The organism is Sanguibacter suaedae, assembly GCF_016342785.1.
Lineage (GTDB): Bacteria > Actinomycetota > Actinomycetes > Actinomycetales > Cellulomonadaceae > Sanguibacter > Sanguibacter suaedae.
In genome coordinates, this window is record NZ_JAEINH010000015.1 from 1 (window position 1) to 18963 (window position 18963).

At 73.0% G+C, this 18963-nt stretch carries 11 protein-coding genes; 2 read left to right on the forward strand and 9 right to left on the reverse strand.

The features are described 5' to 3' along the window. Positions 1 to 166 precede the first annotated feature (166 nt). Positions 167 to 2494, reverse strand: a complete 2328-nt coding sequence (gene ligA, locus JAV76_RS13675; protein ID WP_307844245.1) for an NAD-dependent DNA ligase LigA — start codon at positions 2492 to 2494, stop codon at positions 167 to 169. A 64-nt stretch (positions 2495 to 2558) separates the two neighbouring features. Between ligA and JAV76_RS13680 the strand changes: the two genes are divergently transcribed. Further along, the gene (locus tag JAV76_RS13680; protein ID WP_198734634.1) at positions 2559 to 4664 is read left to right on the forward strand and encodes a prolyl oligopeptidase family serine peptidase; all 2106 of its coding nucleotides are present in this window, start codon (positions 2559 to 2561) and stop codon (positions 4662 to 4664) included. 34 nt (positions 4665 to 4698) lie between these two features. Here the strand turns inward: JAV76_RS13680 and JAV76_RS13685 are convergent, their stop codons facing one another. The 7 genes from JAV76_RS13685 to JAV76_RS13715 all read right to left on the reverse strand — a co-directional run bounded on the left by JAV76_RS13685 (position 4699) and on the right by JAV76_RS13715 (position 13676). After that, a complete protein-coding gene (locus tag JAV76_RS13685) occupies positions 4699 to 6024 on the reverse strand; it encodes an MFS transporter (RefSeq protein ID WP_198734635.1) in 1326 nt (441 codons plus the stop codon). A 3-nt stretch (positions 6025 to 6027) separates the two neighbouring features. After that, entirely contained in the window at positions 6028 to 7065 is a 1038-nt protein-coding gene (locus tag JAV76_RS13690; protein WP_198734636.1) for a uroporphyrinogen decarboxylase/cobalamine-independent methonine synthase family protein, read from the reverse strand. Next, complete coding sequence (gene mnmA / locus JAV76_RS13695; RefSeq protein WP_198734637.1) at positions 7062 to 8198, reverse strand: tRNA 2-thiouridine(34) synthase MnmA; 1137 nt, start codon at positions 8196 to 8198, stop codon at positions 7062 to 7064. Before mnmA ends, JAV76_RS13690 begins: the two co-directional genes overlap by 4 nt. Then, complete coding sequence (locus tag JAV76_RS13700) at positions 8195 to 9442, reverse strand: cysteine desulfurase family protein (protein ID WP_198734638.1); 1248 nt, start codon at positions 9440 to 9442, stop codon at positions 8195 to 8197. The genes mnmA and JAV76_RS13700 overlap by 4 nt, the downstream gene beginning before the upstream one ends. 77 nt (positions 9443 to 9519) lie before the next feature. After that, positions 9520 to 11661, reverse strand: a complete 2142-nt coding sequence (locus tag JAV76_RS13705; RefSeq protein ID WP_372403668.1) for a PhoX family protein — start codon at positions 11659 to 11661, stop codon at positions 9520 to 9522. A 188-nt stretch (positions 11662 to 11849) separates the two neighbouring features. Next, positions 11850 to 12851 (reverse strand): electron transfer flavoprotein subunit alpha/FixB family protein, encoded by a 1002-nt coding sequence (locus tag JAV76_RS13710; RefSeq protein WP_198734640.1) that lies wholly within the window; start codon positions 12849 to 12851, stop codon positions 11850 to 11852. An 18-nt stretch (positions 12852 to 12869) separates the two neighbouring features. Further along, on the reverse strand, positions 12870 to 13676 hold the full coding sequence (locus JAV76_RS13715; protein ID WP_198734641.1) for an electron transfer flavoprotein subunit beta/FixA family protein: 807 nt from the start codon (positions 13674 to 13676) through the stop codon (positions 12870 to 12872). Between the two features lie 123 nt (positions 13677 to 13799). Here JAV76_RS13715 and glgX point away from each other — a divergent pair, with 123 nt between their 5' ends. Continuing rightward, positions 13800 to 16100, forward strand: a complete 2301-nt coding sequence (glgX, locus tag JAV76_RS13720; protein ID WP_198734642.1) for a glycogen debranching protein GlgX — start codon at positions 13800 to 13802, stop codon at positions 16098 to 16100. A 52-nt stretch (positions 16101 to 16152) separates the two neighbouring features. On the opposite strand, the gene glgP is transcribed toward glgX, so the two are convergent. Further along, positions 16153 to 18720, reverse strand: a complete 2568-nt coding sequence (glgP, locus tag JAV76_RS13725) for an alpha-glucan family phosphorylase (protein WP_198734643.1) — start codon at positions 18718 to 18720, stop codon at positions 16153 to 16155. Positions 18721 to 18963 lie beyond the last annotated feature (243 nt).

Genomic DNA, 18963 nt, shown 5'->3' on the forward strand with positions numbered 1-18963 from the left:
AAGTGAGGAAACCAACCCCGGGACCAGCCACTTCGCGCCAGCCCTCACGGGCCTCGCAGTGGTGTCTGTGCCTCCCTGTCGGGCTGACATCCAGAACATTACGCGGACGTGAACACCACGTCAACCCTCGCCTCCGTGACCGCGGTCACGAGGGACGCGCCCGCCGTCAGACGGCCTCGGGTCCCCCCTCGAGGAGCCGCAGGAACGCAGGCTCGTCCAGGATCGTCAGGCCCAGTTCACGCGCCTTGGTCTCCTTGGTCCCCGCGTTCTCCCCGACCACCACGAAGTCGGTCTTCTTCGAGACCGAGCCGGCGGCTTTACCACCGCGAGCGATGATCGCTTCCTTCGCCCCATCCCTGCTCAGACCGTCGAGAGATCCGGTGACCACCACGGTCAGTCCCTCGAGGGTGCGGACCAGGCTCTCGTCGACCTCGTCCGCCGTCCGCACCCCCGCGGCACGCCACCGGTCCAGGACCTCACGGTGCCAGCTGTCGGTGTCCGTCGGCTCCCCGAACCACTCCTTCACGGCCGCCGCGATCGTCGGCCCGACGCCGTCAGTGGCGGCGAGATCCTCGAGCGACGCCCTGTCGATCTCGTCGAGCGACCCGAACTCGGTCGCGAGCGCTCGCGCGGCCGTGGGACCCACGTGGCGGATGGAGAGAGCCACGAGGACCCTCCACAGCGGCTGCGCCTTGGCCTTCTCCCGCTGCTCGAAGAACTTCACGGTGGTGGCGGTCGGCTTCGGCGGGACCTTCGCCGTCCCACGCGTCCAGAAGAACGGCACCTGCTCCCACGTGCCGGTACCGACGCCCTTCGTCTTCTTCTCGCGCCACACCCGCACGTGCTCGAGGTCGTCGACCCCGATGTCGAAGAACCTCGCCTCGTTCGCGAGGACCGGGACCTGCGGCTCGACCTCGGCGCCTTCAGGACGGTTGTGCTCCGGGTCGACGAGGGCGATCGCCGCCTCCCAGCCGAGGGCCTCGATGTCGAAGGCGCCCCGGCCGGCGAGATGGAAGACACGCTCCCGCAGCTGTGACGGGCAGCTCCTGGAGTTGGGGCAGCGGATGTCCACGTCCCCCTCCTTCGCAGGCGCCAGCGGTGTACCGCACGACGGGCACTCGGTGGGCATGACGAACTCGCTCAGCTCCGCCTCGCGACCGGTGCGCAGCTCGACGACCGGTCCGACGATCTCCGGGATGACGTCTCCCGCCTTGCGGAGCACGACGGTGTCCCCGATGAGAACTCCCTTGCGTCGGACCTCGCTCGCGTTGTGCAGCGTCGCCATCTCGACGGTGGAGCCCGCGACGAGCACCGGCTGCATCACGCCGTACGGCGTGACCCGCCCGGTCCTGCCGACGTTCACACGGATGTCGAGGAGGCGGGTGTTGACCTCCTCCGGTGGGTACTTGTAGGCGATCGCCCACCGCGGGGCCCGGCTCGTCGCACCCAGCCGGCGCTGCAGGGAGGTCTCGTCGACCTTCACCACGATGCCGTCGAGCTCGTGCTCGATGTCGTGCCGGTGCGCACCGTGGTGGTCGATCATCTCCTGGACCTCCTCGAGGCCCCGAACCACCCTGTTGTGCCGCGAGAGCGGGATCCCCCACCCCGCGAGGACCTCGTACGCCTCCGACTGGCGACGCATCGGCACGGCCGGGACCCCAGCCGGCCACCGCAGCGCACCGATGCCGTGGGCGTACGTCCGCAGCGGACGCGCGGCGGTCACCCGAGGGTCCTTCTGCCGGAGCGACCCTGCCGCGGCGTTGCGCGGGTTCGCGAAGGGCGCACGCCCCGCCGCGACCTGCGACTCGTTGAGCGCGGCGAACTCGTCGACGAGCATGAAGACCTCGCCCCGGACCTCGATGAGGTCCGGGTGGGTCGCCGGGTCGCCGCCGAGGACCTGCGGGACGCTCTCGATGGTGCGGACGTTGAGCGTCACGTCCTCACCCGTGCGCCCGTCCCCACGCGTCACCGCACGCACCAGACGTCCCCGCTCGTAGACGAGCGAGATGGCGAGGCCGTCGATCTTCACCTCGCAGAGGTAGTGGACCTCCACGGTCCCCACCTCCTTGTGCACGCGTTCCGCCCACGCGGCCAGGTCCTCCGCGTCGAAGGCGTTGTCGAGGCTGAGCATCCGCTCGACATGGTCCACGGCCGCGAACTCGGTGGAGAACGTGCCGCCCACCCGCTGGGTGGGCGAGTTCTCGGGAGGTCCACCCAGCTCTTCCTGCTCGATCCGGTCGAGCTCCCGCAGCATCGAGTCGTACTCCGCGTCCGAGACCGTCGGGGCGTCCCGCACGTAGTACGCGAACTGGTGCCGGTCGATCTCCTCCGCGAGCGCGGTCCAGCGAGCCCGCGCGTCGGCCGCCGCACGTCCTTGGGCGTGGGCGACCTGTGCTCCGTGCCCCGCGCTCGGCCCGGCTCCGTCCAGGTCGGGGCCGGGCGTCTCGTCAGCGGGGTCGGCCGGCGGTGGGGTCGAGGGTGCGGTGGCGTTCACAGCACCATCATGGCGCGGACCACCCACGCCACGCTCGTCCGCCGACCTCGTAGGGTGAGTGCTCATGAGCGACCAGCGCACGCCTCCTGCCACCGGACGTCCCGCACCGCACGACGTGGACGACCCCTACCTGTGGCTCGAGGAGGTCGACGGGGACGACGCGCTCGCGTGGGTGCGGGCGCGCAACGCCGAGACGACCGCGACGCTCGGGACGAGCCGCGGCTTCGCGGGGACGCGCGACGAGATCCGCGAGGTGCTCGACTCCGACGCGAAGATCCCCGACGTGAGCAAGGCCGGTCCCTACCTCTACAACTTCTGGAAGGACGCCGAGCACCCTCGCGGGATCTGGCGCCGCACCACGCCCGAGGAGTACCGGACCGAGTCGCCGGCATGGGAGACCGTCCTCGACGTCGACGCCCTCGGGGCGGCCGAGGGCGAGGCCTGGGTGTGGCACGGCGCGAGCATCCTGCGGCCCGGCTGCCGACGAGCCCTCGTCGACCTCTCGCGAGGCGGGGCCGACGCGGACGTGACCCGGGAGCTGGACCTCGAGACGCTGGAGATCGTGGCGCCAGAAGACGGCGGTTTCGTGCGGCCGGAGTCCAAGGGTGGCGCCGGGTGGATCGACGAGGACACGGTCTACGTCTACACGGACTTCGGGCCTGGGACCCTCACCACCGCGGGATATCCCCGCATCGTCAAGGAGTGGCGGCGCGGGACGCCGCTCGAGGAGGCGACCGTCGTCTACGAGGGCACCGCCGAGGACATGTACGTCCACGCCTTCCGCAGCCACACCCCCGGGTACGAGCGCGACTTCGTGGCTCGCTCCCTCGCCTTCTACAGCTCCGAGCTCTACGTGCGGGACGGCGACGACCTCGTCCTCGTCGACGTGCCCAGGTCGGCAGAGGTCGGCGTGAAGCGCGACCACATGGTGATCGAGCTGAGGGACGACTGGGAGGTGGACGGACACACGTACCCGGCCGGTGCGCTGCTCGGCACGCCGTTCGACGCCTATCTCGAGGGGCAGCGCGACCTTGCCGTGCTCTTCGAGCCGACACCGACGACGAGCCTCGCCGGTACGACGTGGACGCGGCACCACCTCGTGCTCACGCTCCTCGACGACGTGACGAACCGGCTCGAGGTCCTCACCCCGCCCGCGGACCCCGCGTCCGGCGGCTGGGCGCGTCGGCCGCTGCCCGCAGGTCCCGAGGTGGGCACCGTCTCGGTCCGGGCCGTCGACGGCGACGAGTCCGACGACCTCTGGCTCGTCACGACGAGCTACCTCTCCCCCACGACGTTGTCGCTGGCGCACCTCGGCGACGGGTCGGAGCCGGACCCCGCCCCCGAGCCGCTGAAGTCGACCCCGGAGTTCTTCCCGACGGACGGGCTGGTCGCCGAGCAGCACTTCGCCACCTCGGCGGACGGCACGCGCGTCCCCTACTTCCTCGTCCGCGCGGAGGGCGCGCCGCTCGACGGGACGACGCCGACGCTGCTCTACGGCTACGGCGGCTTCGAGATCTCGCTGACCCCCGCCTACTCGGGCGGGATGGGACGTGCGTGGCTGGCCCGCGGCGGCGCGTACGCCGTCGCGAACATCCGCGGTGGCGGCGAGTACGGGCCCCGGTGGCACCAGCTGGCGCTCAAGGAGAACCGGTACCGCGCCTACGAGGACTTCGAGGCCGTCGCCCGCGACCTCGTCGCCCGGGGCGTGACCGCCCCCGCACGGCTCGGGATCCAGGGCGGGTCCAACGGCGGGCTGCTCACCGGCAACATGCTCGTCCGCACCCCGGAGCTCTTCGGGGCGGTGGTGATCCAGGTGCCGCTCCTCGACATGCGCCGCTACACCCGGCTCCTGGCGGGGGCGTCGTGGGCGGCGGAGTACGGCGACCCCGACGACCCGGCCCAGTGGGAGCACGTCCGAACGTTCTCGCCGTACCACCTCGTCGACCCCGACCGGATGTACCCGCCGGTCCTGCTCACGACGTCGACGCGCGACGACCGCGTCCACCCGGGGCATGCCCGGAAGATGGCCGCGCGGCTCCTCGCGGCCGGCAAGGACGTCACCTACTACGAGAACATCGAGGGCGGTCACGGAGGCGCGGCCGACAACGAGCAGGCCGCCTTCATGTCCGCTCTCGCCTACCGCTTCCTCTGGGAGCGGCTGGCACCGTGACCGCCGCGGGCCCGCACACCGGTGCGAGCCCGCGTCAGGGCACCGGGTCCCGGGCGTCGTAGGCGAGGAGGCGCGGCTGGGCGCGCAGGAGCAGGCCGAGGACGAGGACGCACCCCAGCCCGCCGACGACCGCGGCCCACCCCTCGCCCCACCACGAGGCCTGGGCGCCGAGGACGAGATCGCCCAGGCGCGGACCGCCGGCCACGACGACGACGAAGACCCCCTGGAGCCGGCCGCGCATCGCGTCAGGCGTCGCCGACTGGAGGATCGTCTGGCGGAAGACCGAGCTCACGGCGTCCGACGCCCCGCACAGGACGAGGGTGAGGAGCGCGCAGGCGAGGGCGACCGGGAGCACCCCGTCGGGCGTCGTCCGGCCCGCGAGGACCAGCACCCCGCCGAATGCCGCGACCGACAGCCCCCATGCCACGATCGCCCACGCGATGACCACCCCCTGGCGATGGAGCCGGGTGAGGCCCCCGGAGAACACCCCCGCGAGCAGGCCACCGGCCGCGAGCGCCGCGGTCAGGGCCCCCGTGGTGCCCTCTCCCCCGCCGAGGACGACGACGCCGACCGCCGGGAACAGGACGCGGGGCATGGCGAGGACCATGGCGACGAGGTCCACGAGGAACGTCATGCGGACCGTGGGACGGGTGGCGAGGTACCGGAGGCCCTCGAGGACGGACCGGAAGCCCACCACGCGCCGTCGACGTGCGGGCGCTGTCGCCGGTCCGGTGCTCGGGTCGTCGGACCCCGGGGTGACTTCCGGCGGCATGCCGGGAAGACGCACGAGGGCCCAGAGCGCCGCGGAGAAGCACAGCACGTCCACCGTGTAGACGACGCCGTACCCCCAGCGTGCGACGAGGAGCGCGGCCGAGAGCGGCCCGACCGTGAGCGCCACGTTCCAGGTGATGGTCATGAGCGTGTTCGCCGCGGGCAGGAGCCGTGGGCCCACGAGCCTGGGGATGATGGCCGTCCGTGCCGGGTTGTTCACGGCGAACGCCGCCGACTGCAGGGCGACGAGCCCGTAGAGCAGGTGCACCGACCCGGTGCCGAGCCACGCCTGGGCCGCCAGGCCGGCCGTGACGAGCCACAGCACCACCGACGCGGCGATCGCGACCGTCCGGCGGTCGTAGGCGTCGACGAGCGCGCCGCCGTAGAGGCCGAGGACGACGAGCGGCACGAGCGCGGACACGCCGAGGAGCCCGACCGAGAAGGTCGACCCGGTGAGGGCGTAGACCTGGAGGCCGACGGCGACCACGGTCAGCTGGGCGCCGAGGTTGGAGATGCCCAGGCCCCACCAGAGGCGGCGGAACTCCGGGGACTCGCGCAGGGGTGTGGTGTCGACGAAGAGGCTGCGCACGGCTCAGCCGTGCGCGAGGTCGGCGAGCGCGCCCGCCGCGCGCACGGTGGTGCCGAGAGCACCCCGTGCCTCCTCAGAGCTCCCGGGCGCCGGACCGGTGAGCGGACCGAGGGGCGACGTGAGCACGACGTCGGACAGGCCTTCGAGAGGCAGCCCGAGGCGGCGCCACGGCACGGCGACGACGTCGGCGAGACCCCGGACGTCGGCACCGGCGCACTGCGAGATGTGGGCGGGCGGCAGGCCCGCCCACAACCGCATGCCCCTCTCGGTGGCGCGCGCGACGAGCTCCCAGACGCGTTCGTCCCACGTGGCGACGGGTGCGAGGTCGAGACCGAGGTCTTCCGCGCCCGCGTGGACCGCGGGGGCGACGCCCACCCACGACCTGCCGACGTGGACCACGTTCCTGGCCCCCAGGGCACGCACCCCGTCGAGGAGGGGCCGCAGCCCGTCGACGAGGGCGGGCCCCTCGACCGCGCGCAGGCGGGAGTAGCCCGAGAACGTGGGCAGCACCCCGGCCGCGACCTGCGCGACGAGCGGCTCGTGCACCTGGACGACGACCTCGGCTCCGGGGACCTGGGCGCGGACGGCCGCGACGTGGTCCGAGACGCCGGCGGTGAGGGACTCGACGAGCGAGCGCACCGCGCCCGCGTCCGACAGCACCCTGTCGCCCCGGGCGAGGTAGAGGCTCGCGGCGAGGGTCCACGGCCCGAGGACCTGGACGGTGAGCGGACCCGCGTAGCCGTAGCCGGCGACGGCGAGGGCGTCGAGGTCCTCGCGCAGGTACGCCCGGGAGCGCTCGAGGTCGAGGCCCGGGCGGTCGCTGAGGCGCCAGCCGTGAGGTCCGAGCTCGCTCGGCATGTCGACGAGCAGCGCGGCCGTCCTGCCCAGCGGCTCCGCCCCCGGTCCACGGCTCGCCAGCTGGACGGTGAACGGGAGGCCGTCCACCCCCTCGGGGACGTCGACAAGGTCGCCCAGGACCGCGGACTGCGCGTCGAGCACGTCGGGGCCGGGCCACGGACCCGGGCCGGTGACCCCCGTCACGAGACGCGCCCACGGGCGCGGTTGGCGCTGACCACCGTGGACTCCCCGAGCACGCGGGTGCCCGCGTAGAGGACGAGCGACTGCCCGGGCGCGATGCCCCGCAGGCCGTCGCCGACGAGCTCGACCTCGACCCCGCTCCGGTCGTCGACGGCACGGGCCCGCGCCGCCACGGGCGCACCGTGCGCCCTCACCTGGACCTCGGCGTCGAACCAGCCGTCGTCAGGTGCCGCGGCGAGGACGTCGTCGGCGAACCACACCGCGCGGTCGCCGACCAGCCGGTCCACCGTGAGGAGCTCCACCGGGCCGACGACCACCGTGTTGCTCACCGGCTGCACGTCGAGCACGTACCGGGGTCGGCCGTCCGCCGCGGGACGTCCCAGGGCGAGGCCCTTGCGCTGGCCCACCGTGTACGCGTAGGCACCGTCGTGCTCGCCGAGGACCGTGCCCTCGGTGTCGACGATCGCCCCGGGGCGGGCGCCGAGACGGTCGCGGAGGAACCCCTGCGTGTCGCCGTCGGCGACGAAGCAGATGTCGTAGGAGTCGGGCTTCGCGGACACACTCAGCCCTCGCGCTGCGGCCTCGGCGCGCACCTCGTCCTTCGAGGCGAACCCGCCGAGGGGGAACATCGCACGACGCAACCGGTCCGGGCCCATGACGGCCAGGACGTACGACTGGTCCTTCGCGGTGTTCGGCGACCGGTGCAGCTCGCGGACCTCCGTCCCGTCGGGCGCGGTCCGCAGCACCACCTGGGCGTAGTGGCCCGTCGCGACGGCGTCGAACCCGAGGGCCGTCGCCTTGTCGAGGAGCGCCTCGAACTTGATGTGCTCGTTGCAGCGCACGCACGGGTTCGGGGTCCGGCCCGCCTCGTACTCCGCGAGGAAGTCCGCGACCACCGTGTCCTCGAACCGCTCGGAGAGGTCCCACACGTAGTACGGGATGCCGAGGACGTCCGCCGCGCGGCGCGCGTCACCCGCGTCCTCGATCGAGCAGCAGCCGCGTGAGCCGGACCGGAACTGGTCACGGTTCCGCGACAACGCCATGTGGACGCCGACGACGTCGTGGCCGGCCTCGACCGCGAGCGCCGCCGCGACGGCGGAGTCCACCCCGCCGGACATGGCTGCGAGGACCCTCATCCGTGGGCCTCCTGCGCCTGGCGCGAGCGGCCGGCGCCGATGCCCGCGGAGGCGAGGCCGGCAGCCCGGGCGCGCTCGACCACCTCGGGGAGGACCTCGACGAGGAGGTCGACGTCCTCCTCGCTGGACGTGGTGCCCAGGGAGAAGCGCAGGGCGCCTCGGGCGTCCTCCTCGCCCACTCCGCTCGCCAGGAGCACGTGCGACGGCTGGGGGACGCCCGCCTGGCAGGCCGAGCCCGTGGACGTCCGGACGCCCGCCGAGTCCAGGAGGTAGAGGAGGGAGTCGCCCTCGCACCCCGGGAACGTGAAGTGCGCGCTGCCCGGGAGGCGTCGCGCCGCGCCGTCGCCGAGCGGGTCGGGGCCGCGCAGGACCGCCGTCGGGACAGCGGCGCGGACGCCACGCACGAGACGGTCGCGCAGGGCGGAGACCCGGGTGCTCACCGCGTCCCTGGTGTCGACGGCCTCCGTGAGCGCGACCGCGAACGAGCGGATCGCGGCCGCGTCGACGGTGCCCGAGCGCACGCCGCGCTCCTGGCCCCCGCCGTGGGACACCGGGGTGATGTCGAGGCTGCGACGGGCGAGGAGCGCACCGACGCCCACCGGCCCGCCGAGCTTGTGGGCCGACACGGTGAGGGCGTCGAGGCCGCTCGCCGCGAAGTCCAGCTCGATCTTCCCCGCGGCCTGGACGGCGTCCGAGTGCACGGGGACGCCGTAGGGGCGCGCGGCGGCCACCACCTCGGCGATCGGCTGGAGCGTCCCGACCTCGTTGTTGGCCCACATGACGCTGATGAGCGCCACCTCGTCGGCGTGCGCCGCGAGCTCCGCGCGCAGCGCCTCCACGTCGAGCCTGCCCTCGGCGTCCACGCCGAGGAGGACGATCTCCGCGCCCGCGTGCTCGGCCATCCAGAACGCCGGGTCGAGGACCGCGTGGTGCTCGACGCCGGAGACGAGGATCCGTCGCCGCTCCGGGTGGGTCACGCGACGGGACCAGAAGATCCCCTTGACGGCGATGTTGTCGGCCTCCGTGCCGCCGCTCGTGAACACGACCTCGCTCGGTCTCGCCCCCAGCGCCGCGGCGACCTGCTCCCGGGACTCCTCGACGACGCGGCGCGCGGCACGTCCGTCGGCATGCAGGGACGACGGGTTGCCCGTGAGCGCCATCTGGGCGGCGAACGCCTCGACGGCCGCCGGTGACATGGGGGTCGTGGCCGCGTGGTCGAGGTACGCGGAACGGGTGGGGGTCACGAGAACCCAGTCTACGAGCCGTGCCGGTCCCGGCGACCGGCACGGCCTGTGACCCCCACGACGTCACGCCCGACCGGTCATGCCCGCCACACCTGGACGACGCTGGGGCGCGGCCCCGCGACGGCGCCGGCCGGGGCGGTGGCCCCTGCAGGGACGTAGTCCGGGAACGTCGACGTCGGGGCCGCGACCGTCCCGTCCTCCCCGGGGTGCTGGACGGCGACGAACACCATCTGGTCGTCCTGGTGGATCACCGGGCCGCAGGTCTCCGCGTCGACGGGCACCGCGAGGAACTGCTGCACGTGCCCGCGCTCCGCACCCTCGAGCGGGACCTTGAACAAGCCGTCCGCGAGCCCGATGGTGCCCGGCTGGCCGTCCGTGGAGATCCACAGGTTGCCCGAGTCGTCGAACGCCACGTTGTCCGGGCACGAGATGGGCGAGACACGGTCCGCGGGGAAGCCCGCGAAGTACGTCGAGACGTTCCGCGAGGGGTCCCCGCACACGAGGAGGAGCGACCAGCGGAACGTCGTCGACGCCGCGTCGCCGCCGTCCTCGGCGATCTCCACGACGTGGCCGTCCCTGTTCGCCAGGCGCGGGTTGACCTCGGTCGCCCCCTCCTGGCCGGTCTTCCCACGGTTCGTGTTGTTGGTGCACGCCACGTACACGCGGCCCGTGGTCGGGCTCGGCTCCACGTCCTCGCACCGGTCCATCTTCGTGGCACCGACGGCGTCGGCCGCGAGACGGGCGAGGACGACGACCTCGTCGTCGGCGAAGCCCGGGACCTGGCTCACGCCGTCGATGGTCAGGGGCACCCACTCACCCGTCCCGTCGAAGGCACCGTCGGACGGGAGCGTGCCCGTGCCGTCGATCTCCTCGGCCGGCGACGTCCCGGAGAACCGGGCCACGTAGAGCGACCCCGAGGAGAGGAGCTGCTTGTTGTGCGCGCGGTCCTTCTTCGACCCGCCGGGCAGCATGCGCTGCGTCGAGACGAACTTGTACAGGTAGTCGAAGCGCTCGTCGTCGCCCATGTAGGCGACCGCGCGGGCGTCCGCGGAGAGGCACACGTTGGCGCCCTCGTGCTTGAACCGGCCGAGGGCCGTGTGCTTCACCGGTGCGGCGTCCGGCTCGTACGGGTCGAGCTCGACGATCCAGCCGAAACGGTTGGGCTCGTTCTCGTAACCCGGGTTGCGTGCGTCGAAGCGCGGGTCCTCGTGCTCCCACCCTCCCGACGTCGCGGAGTCGCGCAGCCCGTAGCGGGCGTCCCCGGCGGACGTGCCCGCCGTCCGGAAGTACCCGTTGAAGTTCTCCTCGCCGGAGAGCACCGTCCCCCACGGGGTGGTGCCGCCGGCGCAGTTGCCGAGCGTCCCGAGGATCGTGGTCCCGGACGGGTCGGCCACGGTGCGCAGGAGCGGGGAGCCCGCGGCCGGGCCGGACACGTCGAACGCCGTGCCCGTGTGGATCCTCCGGTTGTAGTCGCTGCTCACCTGGTACGTCCACGGCTGCCCGGCACGCTTGCGTCGGAGCTCGACGACGGCCATCCCCTGGGCGGCCATCGCCACGCGGCGCTGCTCGGACAGCACCGCGGGGTCCTCCGTCGGGGAGAACATGATGGACGGGTTGACGTACTCGTGGTTGGCGACGAGCAGCGCCTTGCGGCTGCTGCTGCGCGGCTTGCCGGTGTCCTTGCCCCGGCCCTTGCCCCGCTTGCGCGAGAACTCCTGGCGCCGACCGTTGTAGAACCCGCGACCCTTGCAGTCGTCGAGGGGCATGAGGTCGAGGTAGTCGTTGTTGTACCCGAACTGCAGGAGCTGCTGGGCCTCGGTCTGGTCCGCCAGGTCGAGCGCGCGCCCGCCGGGGAGGATCGGGTCACCCCACCGGATCACGGGACTCCACGCGTACCCGTCGGGGACGGTGAACGCGTCCTGGGTCGCCGGCTGGGGGGCGATCGCCCCGAATGCGAGCCCGGCCCGCGACCCGCCCCCCTTCCCCGACGTGGCGAGCGGCTCCGCGGCGGCCGACGACGGCGGGAGCGCAGCACCCACGACGAGTGCGAGCGCGCCGGCACCCGCACCTCCGAGGACCGCGCGTCGACTCAGGGCGCGGCTGGCGACGTCCCGGAAGTACTCGTTGGGGCTCGTGTTCGGCACCGGGTGGAAGCACGCGTCGGCGCACTTGAGGTGGCACGTCACCGGACTCCGCTTGCCCTGCGTGTGGCCGACCATCGGCAGGAGGGAGCGGCCGCCGTCCGCGAGCCCCGAGGGGTCGAGCGGGGCTGCCGGCGCGCATGCAGGGGTCATGGTCATGACGTTCTCCGAGGTCGCGAGGGTGCTGACCCGGGAACGCTATGGGCGGTGTGCGATCAATGTCCGACCTGCTGATGGATGCCAGGTGAACACCTGGCGTCCGGACGTCAGGCGCGGTGCGCGCGGATGGTCGCCGCAGCCTGCGGGAGCACCTCGGCGAGGTCGCCCACCACACCGAAGTCCGCGATCTCGAAGATCGGCGAGTCGGGATCGTTGTTCACCGCGACGATGACCGCCGACGACTGCATGCCACCCCGGTGATGGGGAGCGCCGGAGATGCCCGCACCCACGTACAGGCGTGGGGCCACGGTGACCCCCGTCTGCCCGATCTGCGCGTCGTGCCCCACCCAGCCCTCGTCCACGGCGTCGCGCGTCGCGCCCACCGCCGCCCCGAGCGCGTCGGCGAGGTCCTCGACCGGCCCGAAGTCCCCGAGGGTCCCCCGACCACCGGCGACGACGTACGCGGCCTCGGCGAGGGCCGGGCGGCCGCTGCCGCCCCCGGCGGGCTCGTGCTCCGTGCGGGAGACGAGCCTCGCCGCGGTCGCGGTGGCCGTGACCTCCACGGCGACGCGGCGGACCGCGACCTCGGACCGCGCAGGAGCGGGCGTCGCGACGACCGCGTTCGCCCGCACCGTGAGCACCGCAGGCTCGGAGCGCACCGCGCACGCGACGTCCCACGTCCCCGCGAGGACGCGCTTGGCACCCACGACGGCTCCGTCACCGTCGACGGAGACCTCCGTGACGTCGAGCACGAGCCCTCCGCCCGTCGCGTGGGCGAGACGCGCCGCGGCCTCCTTCGTGGGGAAGGACGACGACAGCAGCACCACGGTCGCCCCGGACGCCGCCACCGCGGCCGCGAGCGCCTCCGCGGCGACGGGCGTGAGGTGCGGGTCGGCGCCGGGCGCCCCGCACAGCTCGGTCACGAGGAGCTCGCGCACCCCGTGCTCCGCGAGCTGGTCGAGCGTGCCTTCCGACGGCTCCTCGAGCGCCACGGCGACGACGGACCCGAGCCCGCGAGCCATCGTGAGGAGCTCGAGGGCCGGGGAGCGCAGGCCCTGCGCCGGGGTGTCCAGGTGGACGAGAACGGTACGGTCGGTCGAGTCAGCCATGATCAGTCCGTTCGCGGTTCAGACGAGGTCGTTGCGGATGAGGTACTCGGCGAGCGCGACGCCGCCCTCACCCTTGTCGGTGACGATCTCCGCGGGCTCGCGCGGCGGGCGCGGCCCGCTCGAGACGACGCGGGCACGCGCGGCGCCCTCCCCCACCTCCGCAGGGTCGAGGCCCAGCTCCGCGAGGTCCCACACCGTGACGTCCTTGGTGCGCGCCGCCATGATGAGCTTGAAGTTCGGGTAGCGCGGGGTGTTCACGTGGTCCGTGACGCTCACGACGGCAGGCAGCGGCGCCGTGAGCACCTCAGTGACCCCGTCGAGGTCGCGCGAGATCTCGGCGACCCCGTCGACGACCGAGAGCCGGGCGGCGAGCGCGAGCTGCGGCAGACCGAGCTCCGCGGACAGCAGCGCCGGCACCACCGACCCCAGACCGTCGAGCGCGGCCATGCCCGTGATGACCAGGTCGACCGGGCCGTCCTGCGCAAGGCGTCGGATGCCGGCAGCGACGGCACGGGCGGTCCCGAACACGTCGGAACCCGCGACGGCGTCGTCCGTGACGCGCACCGCGGTGTCCACACCCAGCTGGTACGCCTTGCGCAGCGCGGCCTCGGACTCCACCGGGCCGACCGTCAGGGCGACGACCTCGCTCGAGGCACGCCCCTCCGCGCCGAGCGCCTCGACGAGCTGGAGCGCGGCCTCGACCGCGTTCTCGTCGAGCTCGTTGAGCGTCCCGTCCTCCGCGCCGCGAGCCACCCGTCCGTCCTCGGTGAGCTGCCTGTCGGAGTGGATATCCGGGACGTGCTTGACTGGGACGACGATCCTCATTACGGGTGGCTCTCTTTCCATCGCGACAATCCGAATGCAGCCTACAACGCGGCCGATGAGGAGCAGCCCCCGTGCCCGCATGGCAGAAGACGTGCCCCGACCCCCCTTGAGGTTGCCCCCTTCATGAGCACCGCCCCCACCGGGTCCGTCCACGGACCCGTCCCCCCTCTCGGCGTCCACGTCGTCGACGGCGGCGTGCAGGTCGCCGTCCTCGCGTCGCACGCCACCGGTGTCGACCTGTGTCTCGTCGACCCCGCCCCCGCCCCCGGCAGCTCACCGGACGTCCGGTGGACGGAACGCCGCATCCCCCTCGTCGAGCACAGCTACGGCGTGTGGCACGGGTTCGTGCCCGGTGTCACCGAGGGCCAGCGCTACGGGTTCCGCACGCACGGCCCCTGGGACCCCCGCGCCGGACAGCGGCACAACCCCGCCAAGCTCCTCGTCGACCCGTACGCACGCGGCATCGTCGGCGACCTCGGCCACGGGCCGGAGACGTACGGGCACGTCACGACGCGCGGCGACGACGGCTCCGTGTCCGGCGACCCGTACGGACCCGCCGACGACCGCGACTCCCTCGAGCACGTGCCGCACTCCGTCGTCGTCGCCCCGCGCCAGGGCCACCCGCCCGTGCGCAGGCCGGGTGTGGCCAGGCGCGCCACCGTGATCTACGAGGCGCACGTGCGCGGCCTCACCCAGAACCTCGAGACGGTCCCGGAGCACCTGCGCGGCACCTACGCCGGCCTCGCGCACCCGGAGACCATCCGCCACCTCACCGACCTCGGGGTCACGACCCTGGAGCTCCTGCCCGTCCACGCCTTCACCACCGAGCCGCACCTCGTCGACAAGGGCCTCACCAACTACTGGGGCTACAACACCCTCGGGTTCTTCGCCCCCCACCCCGGGTACGCGACCCGGCAGGCGCAGGACGCCGGGCCCGGCGCCGTGCTCGACGAGGTCCGCGGGATGGTCCACCTCCTCCACGAGGCGGGCATCGAGGTGATCCTCGACGTCGTCTACAACCACACGTGCGAGGGCGGCGTCCCGGGCCAGCACCTCTCGTGGCGCGGGCTCGACAGCTCCGTCTACTACCTCCACGAGCACGGTGCGCCCGGCGCCCTCGTGGACGTCACCGGCTGCGGCAACTCGCTCGACTTCCGGCACCCGCGGGTCGTCCAGATGACGCTGGACTCCCTGCGCTACTGGGCGCAGGAGGTGGGCGTCGACGGCTTCCGCTTCGACCTCGCCGTCACCCTCGGACGGGACTCCACCGGCTTCACCGCGAACCACCCCTTCCTCGTCGCCCTCCAGACCGACCCCGTGCTCAACGGGCTCAAGCTCGTCGCCGAACCCTGGGACGTCGGGATGGGCGGATGGCAGACCGGGCACTTCCCCGCACCCATGGCCGAGTGGAACGACCGCTTCCGCAACGCCACCCGCAGCTTCTGGCTCTCCGACCCCGCCCAGGCCGCGCACGGGCGCCCGGGGCACGGCATCCGGGACCTCGCGACCCGCCTGGCAGGGTCCGCCGACCTCTTCGGGCACAGCGACCCGCCGCTCGTGCGAGGCCCCGTCGCGTCGATCAACTACGTCACCGCGCACGACGGGTTCACCATGGCCGACCTCGTCGCGTACGAGCACAAGCACAACCTCGCCAACGGCGAGAACGGCCGGGACGGGAGCAACGACAACCGCTCGTGGAACCACGGGATCGAGGGGCCCGTCCCGTTCGACTCCGTCGGCATGGAGATCGCCCCTCTGCGGCGGCGATCGGTCCGGAACCTCATGGGCATGCTCCTGCTCTCCGCCGGGACCCCCATGATCACCGCGGGTGACGAGATGGGCCGCACGCAGCGTGGGAACAACAACGCGTACTGCCAGGACAACGACCTGTCCTACGTCCGGTGGGACCTCTCGCCGTGGCGCAAGGACCTTCTCGACACCACCCGGTACCTCCTGGCCCTGCGCCGCGAGCACCCCGCCCTGCACGTCGACGAGTTCTTCCTGGGACGCCCCCAGGAGCACGACGCCCCCTCGCAGCCGGACCTCGCCTGGTACGGGGCCGGCGGCGAGCCCGTGACCCACGACGAGTGGCACGACCCCGCCGTGCGCATCGTGCAGATGCTCCGCCGCGGACGGATCACCGGCAAGGAGGACGCGCACGACCCGCACGTCCTCCTCGTCGTCAACGGCACCCTCGACGGCGCCGAGGTCACGCTCGCCGGACAGGGGAACTCCAGCCGCGACTGGGCTCTCGTGTGGGACAGCGCGTGGGAGAACCCGTCCGAGCTCGGCGCGCACGTCGCCGTCGACGAACCCGACCCCGAGGACGTCACGGCCGGCGAGACGGTCGCGCTCGAACCGCTGAGCATGCAGGTGTACGTCGCCCACTGCTCCGAGGGACCCACCGCGCCGACGCAGGTGTGACGACGACGGCGGCGGCCCTCCGAGGGAGGACCGCCGCCGTCGTGCTGCGTGCTCAGGCGTTCGCGACGAGCCCCAGCTCCGCGACGTTCGCGAGACCGGCGTGCCGCGGCACGATGCGCACCGTGTACCCGAACGGCCCCGACGCCTCGAGGACGACCTCGCCACCGAAGGCGTGGCGTCCGTCCTCGTACGTCTCGACCGGCGCGAGCGACTCCGTGACGAACGACGACATCTCGTCCGTCTCGAGCACCCGGCCGTGGACGATCTGCACGTCGACGTCCTCGGGACTCAGGCCGCCGAGCGAGACGTAGGCCTTCACGGCGAGACGGTCCCCGACCTTCGGGGCCTCCCCGAGACCCTCGGAGTCGACGTGGTCGACCCGCACGTGCGCCCAGTCGCCGCGCACGGTGCTCTTCCACCGTGCGAGGTCCCGGGCGCCCGAGTGGTCCGGGGCGTTGAGCCGACGTCCGGCACGCGCCGCCGGCGCGTAGAGGCGCTCGACGTAGTCGGCGACCATGCGCGTCGCCTGGACCTTCGGGCCGAGCGTGGCGAGGGTGTGCCGCACCTGCTGCATCCAGTGCTTCGGCACCCCGAACTCGTCACGGTCGTAGAAGCGGGCCGCGACCTGCGACTCGACGAGGTCGTAGAGCGCCGCCGCCTCGAGGTCGTCGCGACGGTCCGCGTCCTCCACGCCGTCGGCCGTGGGGATGGCCCACCCGTTCTCGCCGTCGAACCACTCGTCCCACCAGCCGTCGAGGATGGAGAGGTTGAGACCGCCGTTGAGGGCCGCCTTCATGCCGGACGTACCGCAGGCCTCGAGCGGACGCAACGGGTTGTTCAACCACACGTCGCAGCCCGGGTAGAGCATCTGCGCCATGCCGATGTCGTAGTTCGGGAGGAAGACGATGCGGTGGCGGACCTCCGGGTCGTCCGTGAAGCGCACCAGCTGCTGGATCAGGCGCTTGCCCTGGTCGTCCGCGGGGTGCGACTTCCCCGCGATGATCAGCTGGACGGGACGCTCGGGGTGCAGCAGGAGCGCCTTGAGCCGCTCCGGGTCGCGGAGCATGAGCGTGAGGCGCTTGTACGTCGGGACGCGCCGCGCGAAGCCGATCGTCAGGACGTCGGGCGACAGTGCGTCGTCGACCCAGCCGAGCTCGGCAGGGCTGGCACCGCGCAGGCGCCACGACGCACGCAGCCGCCGCCGGGCGTCCTCCACCGTCTGCGAGCGCAGCTCGCGGCGCACCGACCACAGCTCGGCGTCGCTCACGCCGTCGGGGCGGAGCCACCCGGTGGCGTCCTCGAGCTCCTCCGGGGTGAACCGGTCCTCGGCGAGCTCGCTCAGGCGCCGATCCACCCAGGTGGGGGCGTGGACACCGTTGGTGACGGACCCGATGGGGACCTCGGACTCGTCGAAGCCGCTCCACAGGCCGTTGAACATGCCGCGGGAGACCTCGCCGTGGAGGAGGGACACGCCGTTGGCGCGACCTCCGAGGCGCAGGCCCATGACGGCCATGTTGAAGACCGTGGGGTCGCCACCCTCGTAGTCCTCGGCGCCGAGCGCGAGGATGCGGTCGAGCGGGACCCCGGGGATCTCGTTGCTGCCGCCGAAGTACTGGCTGATCGTGTCGGTACCGAACCGGTCGATGCCGGCGGGGACGGGGGTGTGCGTGGTGAACACGGTGGCGGACCGCACGGCCTCGAGGGCCTCGTCGAAGGTCAGCCCGTGGTCGCCGACGAGCTCGGCGATGCGCTCCACCCCGAGGAACCCGGCGTGCCCCTCGTTCGTGTGGTAGACCTCGGGCGCCGGAGCGCCCGTGAGGCGGGACCACAGGCGCAGGGCGCGCACGCCGCCGACGCCGAGGAGGAGCTCCTGCTGGAGGCGGTGCTCGCCGCCTCCGCCGTACAGGCGGTCGGTGACCTTGCGGGCGAGGTCGTCGTTCTCGGGGATGTTCGAGTCGAGGAGCAGGAGCGGGACGCGGCCGACCGCCGCCATCCACACGTGGGCGTGGAGGGTGCGCCCACCGGGCAGCGGGAGGCTGACGCGCGCGGGGAGACCGTCGTCCTCGCGCAGGAGGGTGATGGGCAGGTTGTCGGGGTCGAGGAGCGGGTAGTCCTCGACCTGCCACCCGTCGCGGGTGAGGGACTGCACGAAGTACCCGGCACCGTAGAGCAGGCCCACGCCGACGATCGGCACGCCGAGGTCGGAGGCGCTCTTCAGGTGGTCGCCCGCGAGGATCCCCAGACCGCCCGAGTACTGCGGGAGGACCGTGGTGATGCCGAACTCGGGCGAGAAGTACGCGATGGCCTCGGGGAGGTCGTCGCCCGCACCCTGGTACCAGCGAGGTGCCGTGAGGTAGGTCCGGAGGTCGGCCGCGGCGGCGTGGACCGCGTCGACCACCTCCGGGTCCGCGGCGAGGCGGTCGAGCTTGTCCGGCGTCAGTGCGCCGAGCAGGGCGGCAGGGTCGCCCTTGACGTCGCGCCAGACCTCGGGGTCCAGACGCTCGAACAGGTCGCGGGTGGGGCCGTGCCAGGACCACCGCAGGTTCTGAGCGAGCTCGTCGAGCTCCTGCAGCACGGCGGGCAGGACGGTGCGGACAGTGAATCTACGGATGGCTTTCACGCTCCCGACACTATCGACCAACGGGGCTTTGCACACCTGTTTCGAGGAACGGGTCCGCCCGACCTGCACAGGCCTGCCGCGACGTGCGCGACGGACGCGCCAGACCCGTTCGGGTGTCCGGTCCGGCGATGTGTCGGTAGGTTCGGTGTGTGACCTCCAAGCGCACCCAGCAGCCGACCGGAGCGACGACTCCCCGGCCCACCCCCCGTGCACCAGAGACCGCCGACCGATCTCCAGCCAGGA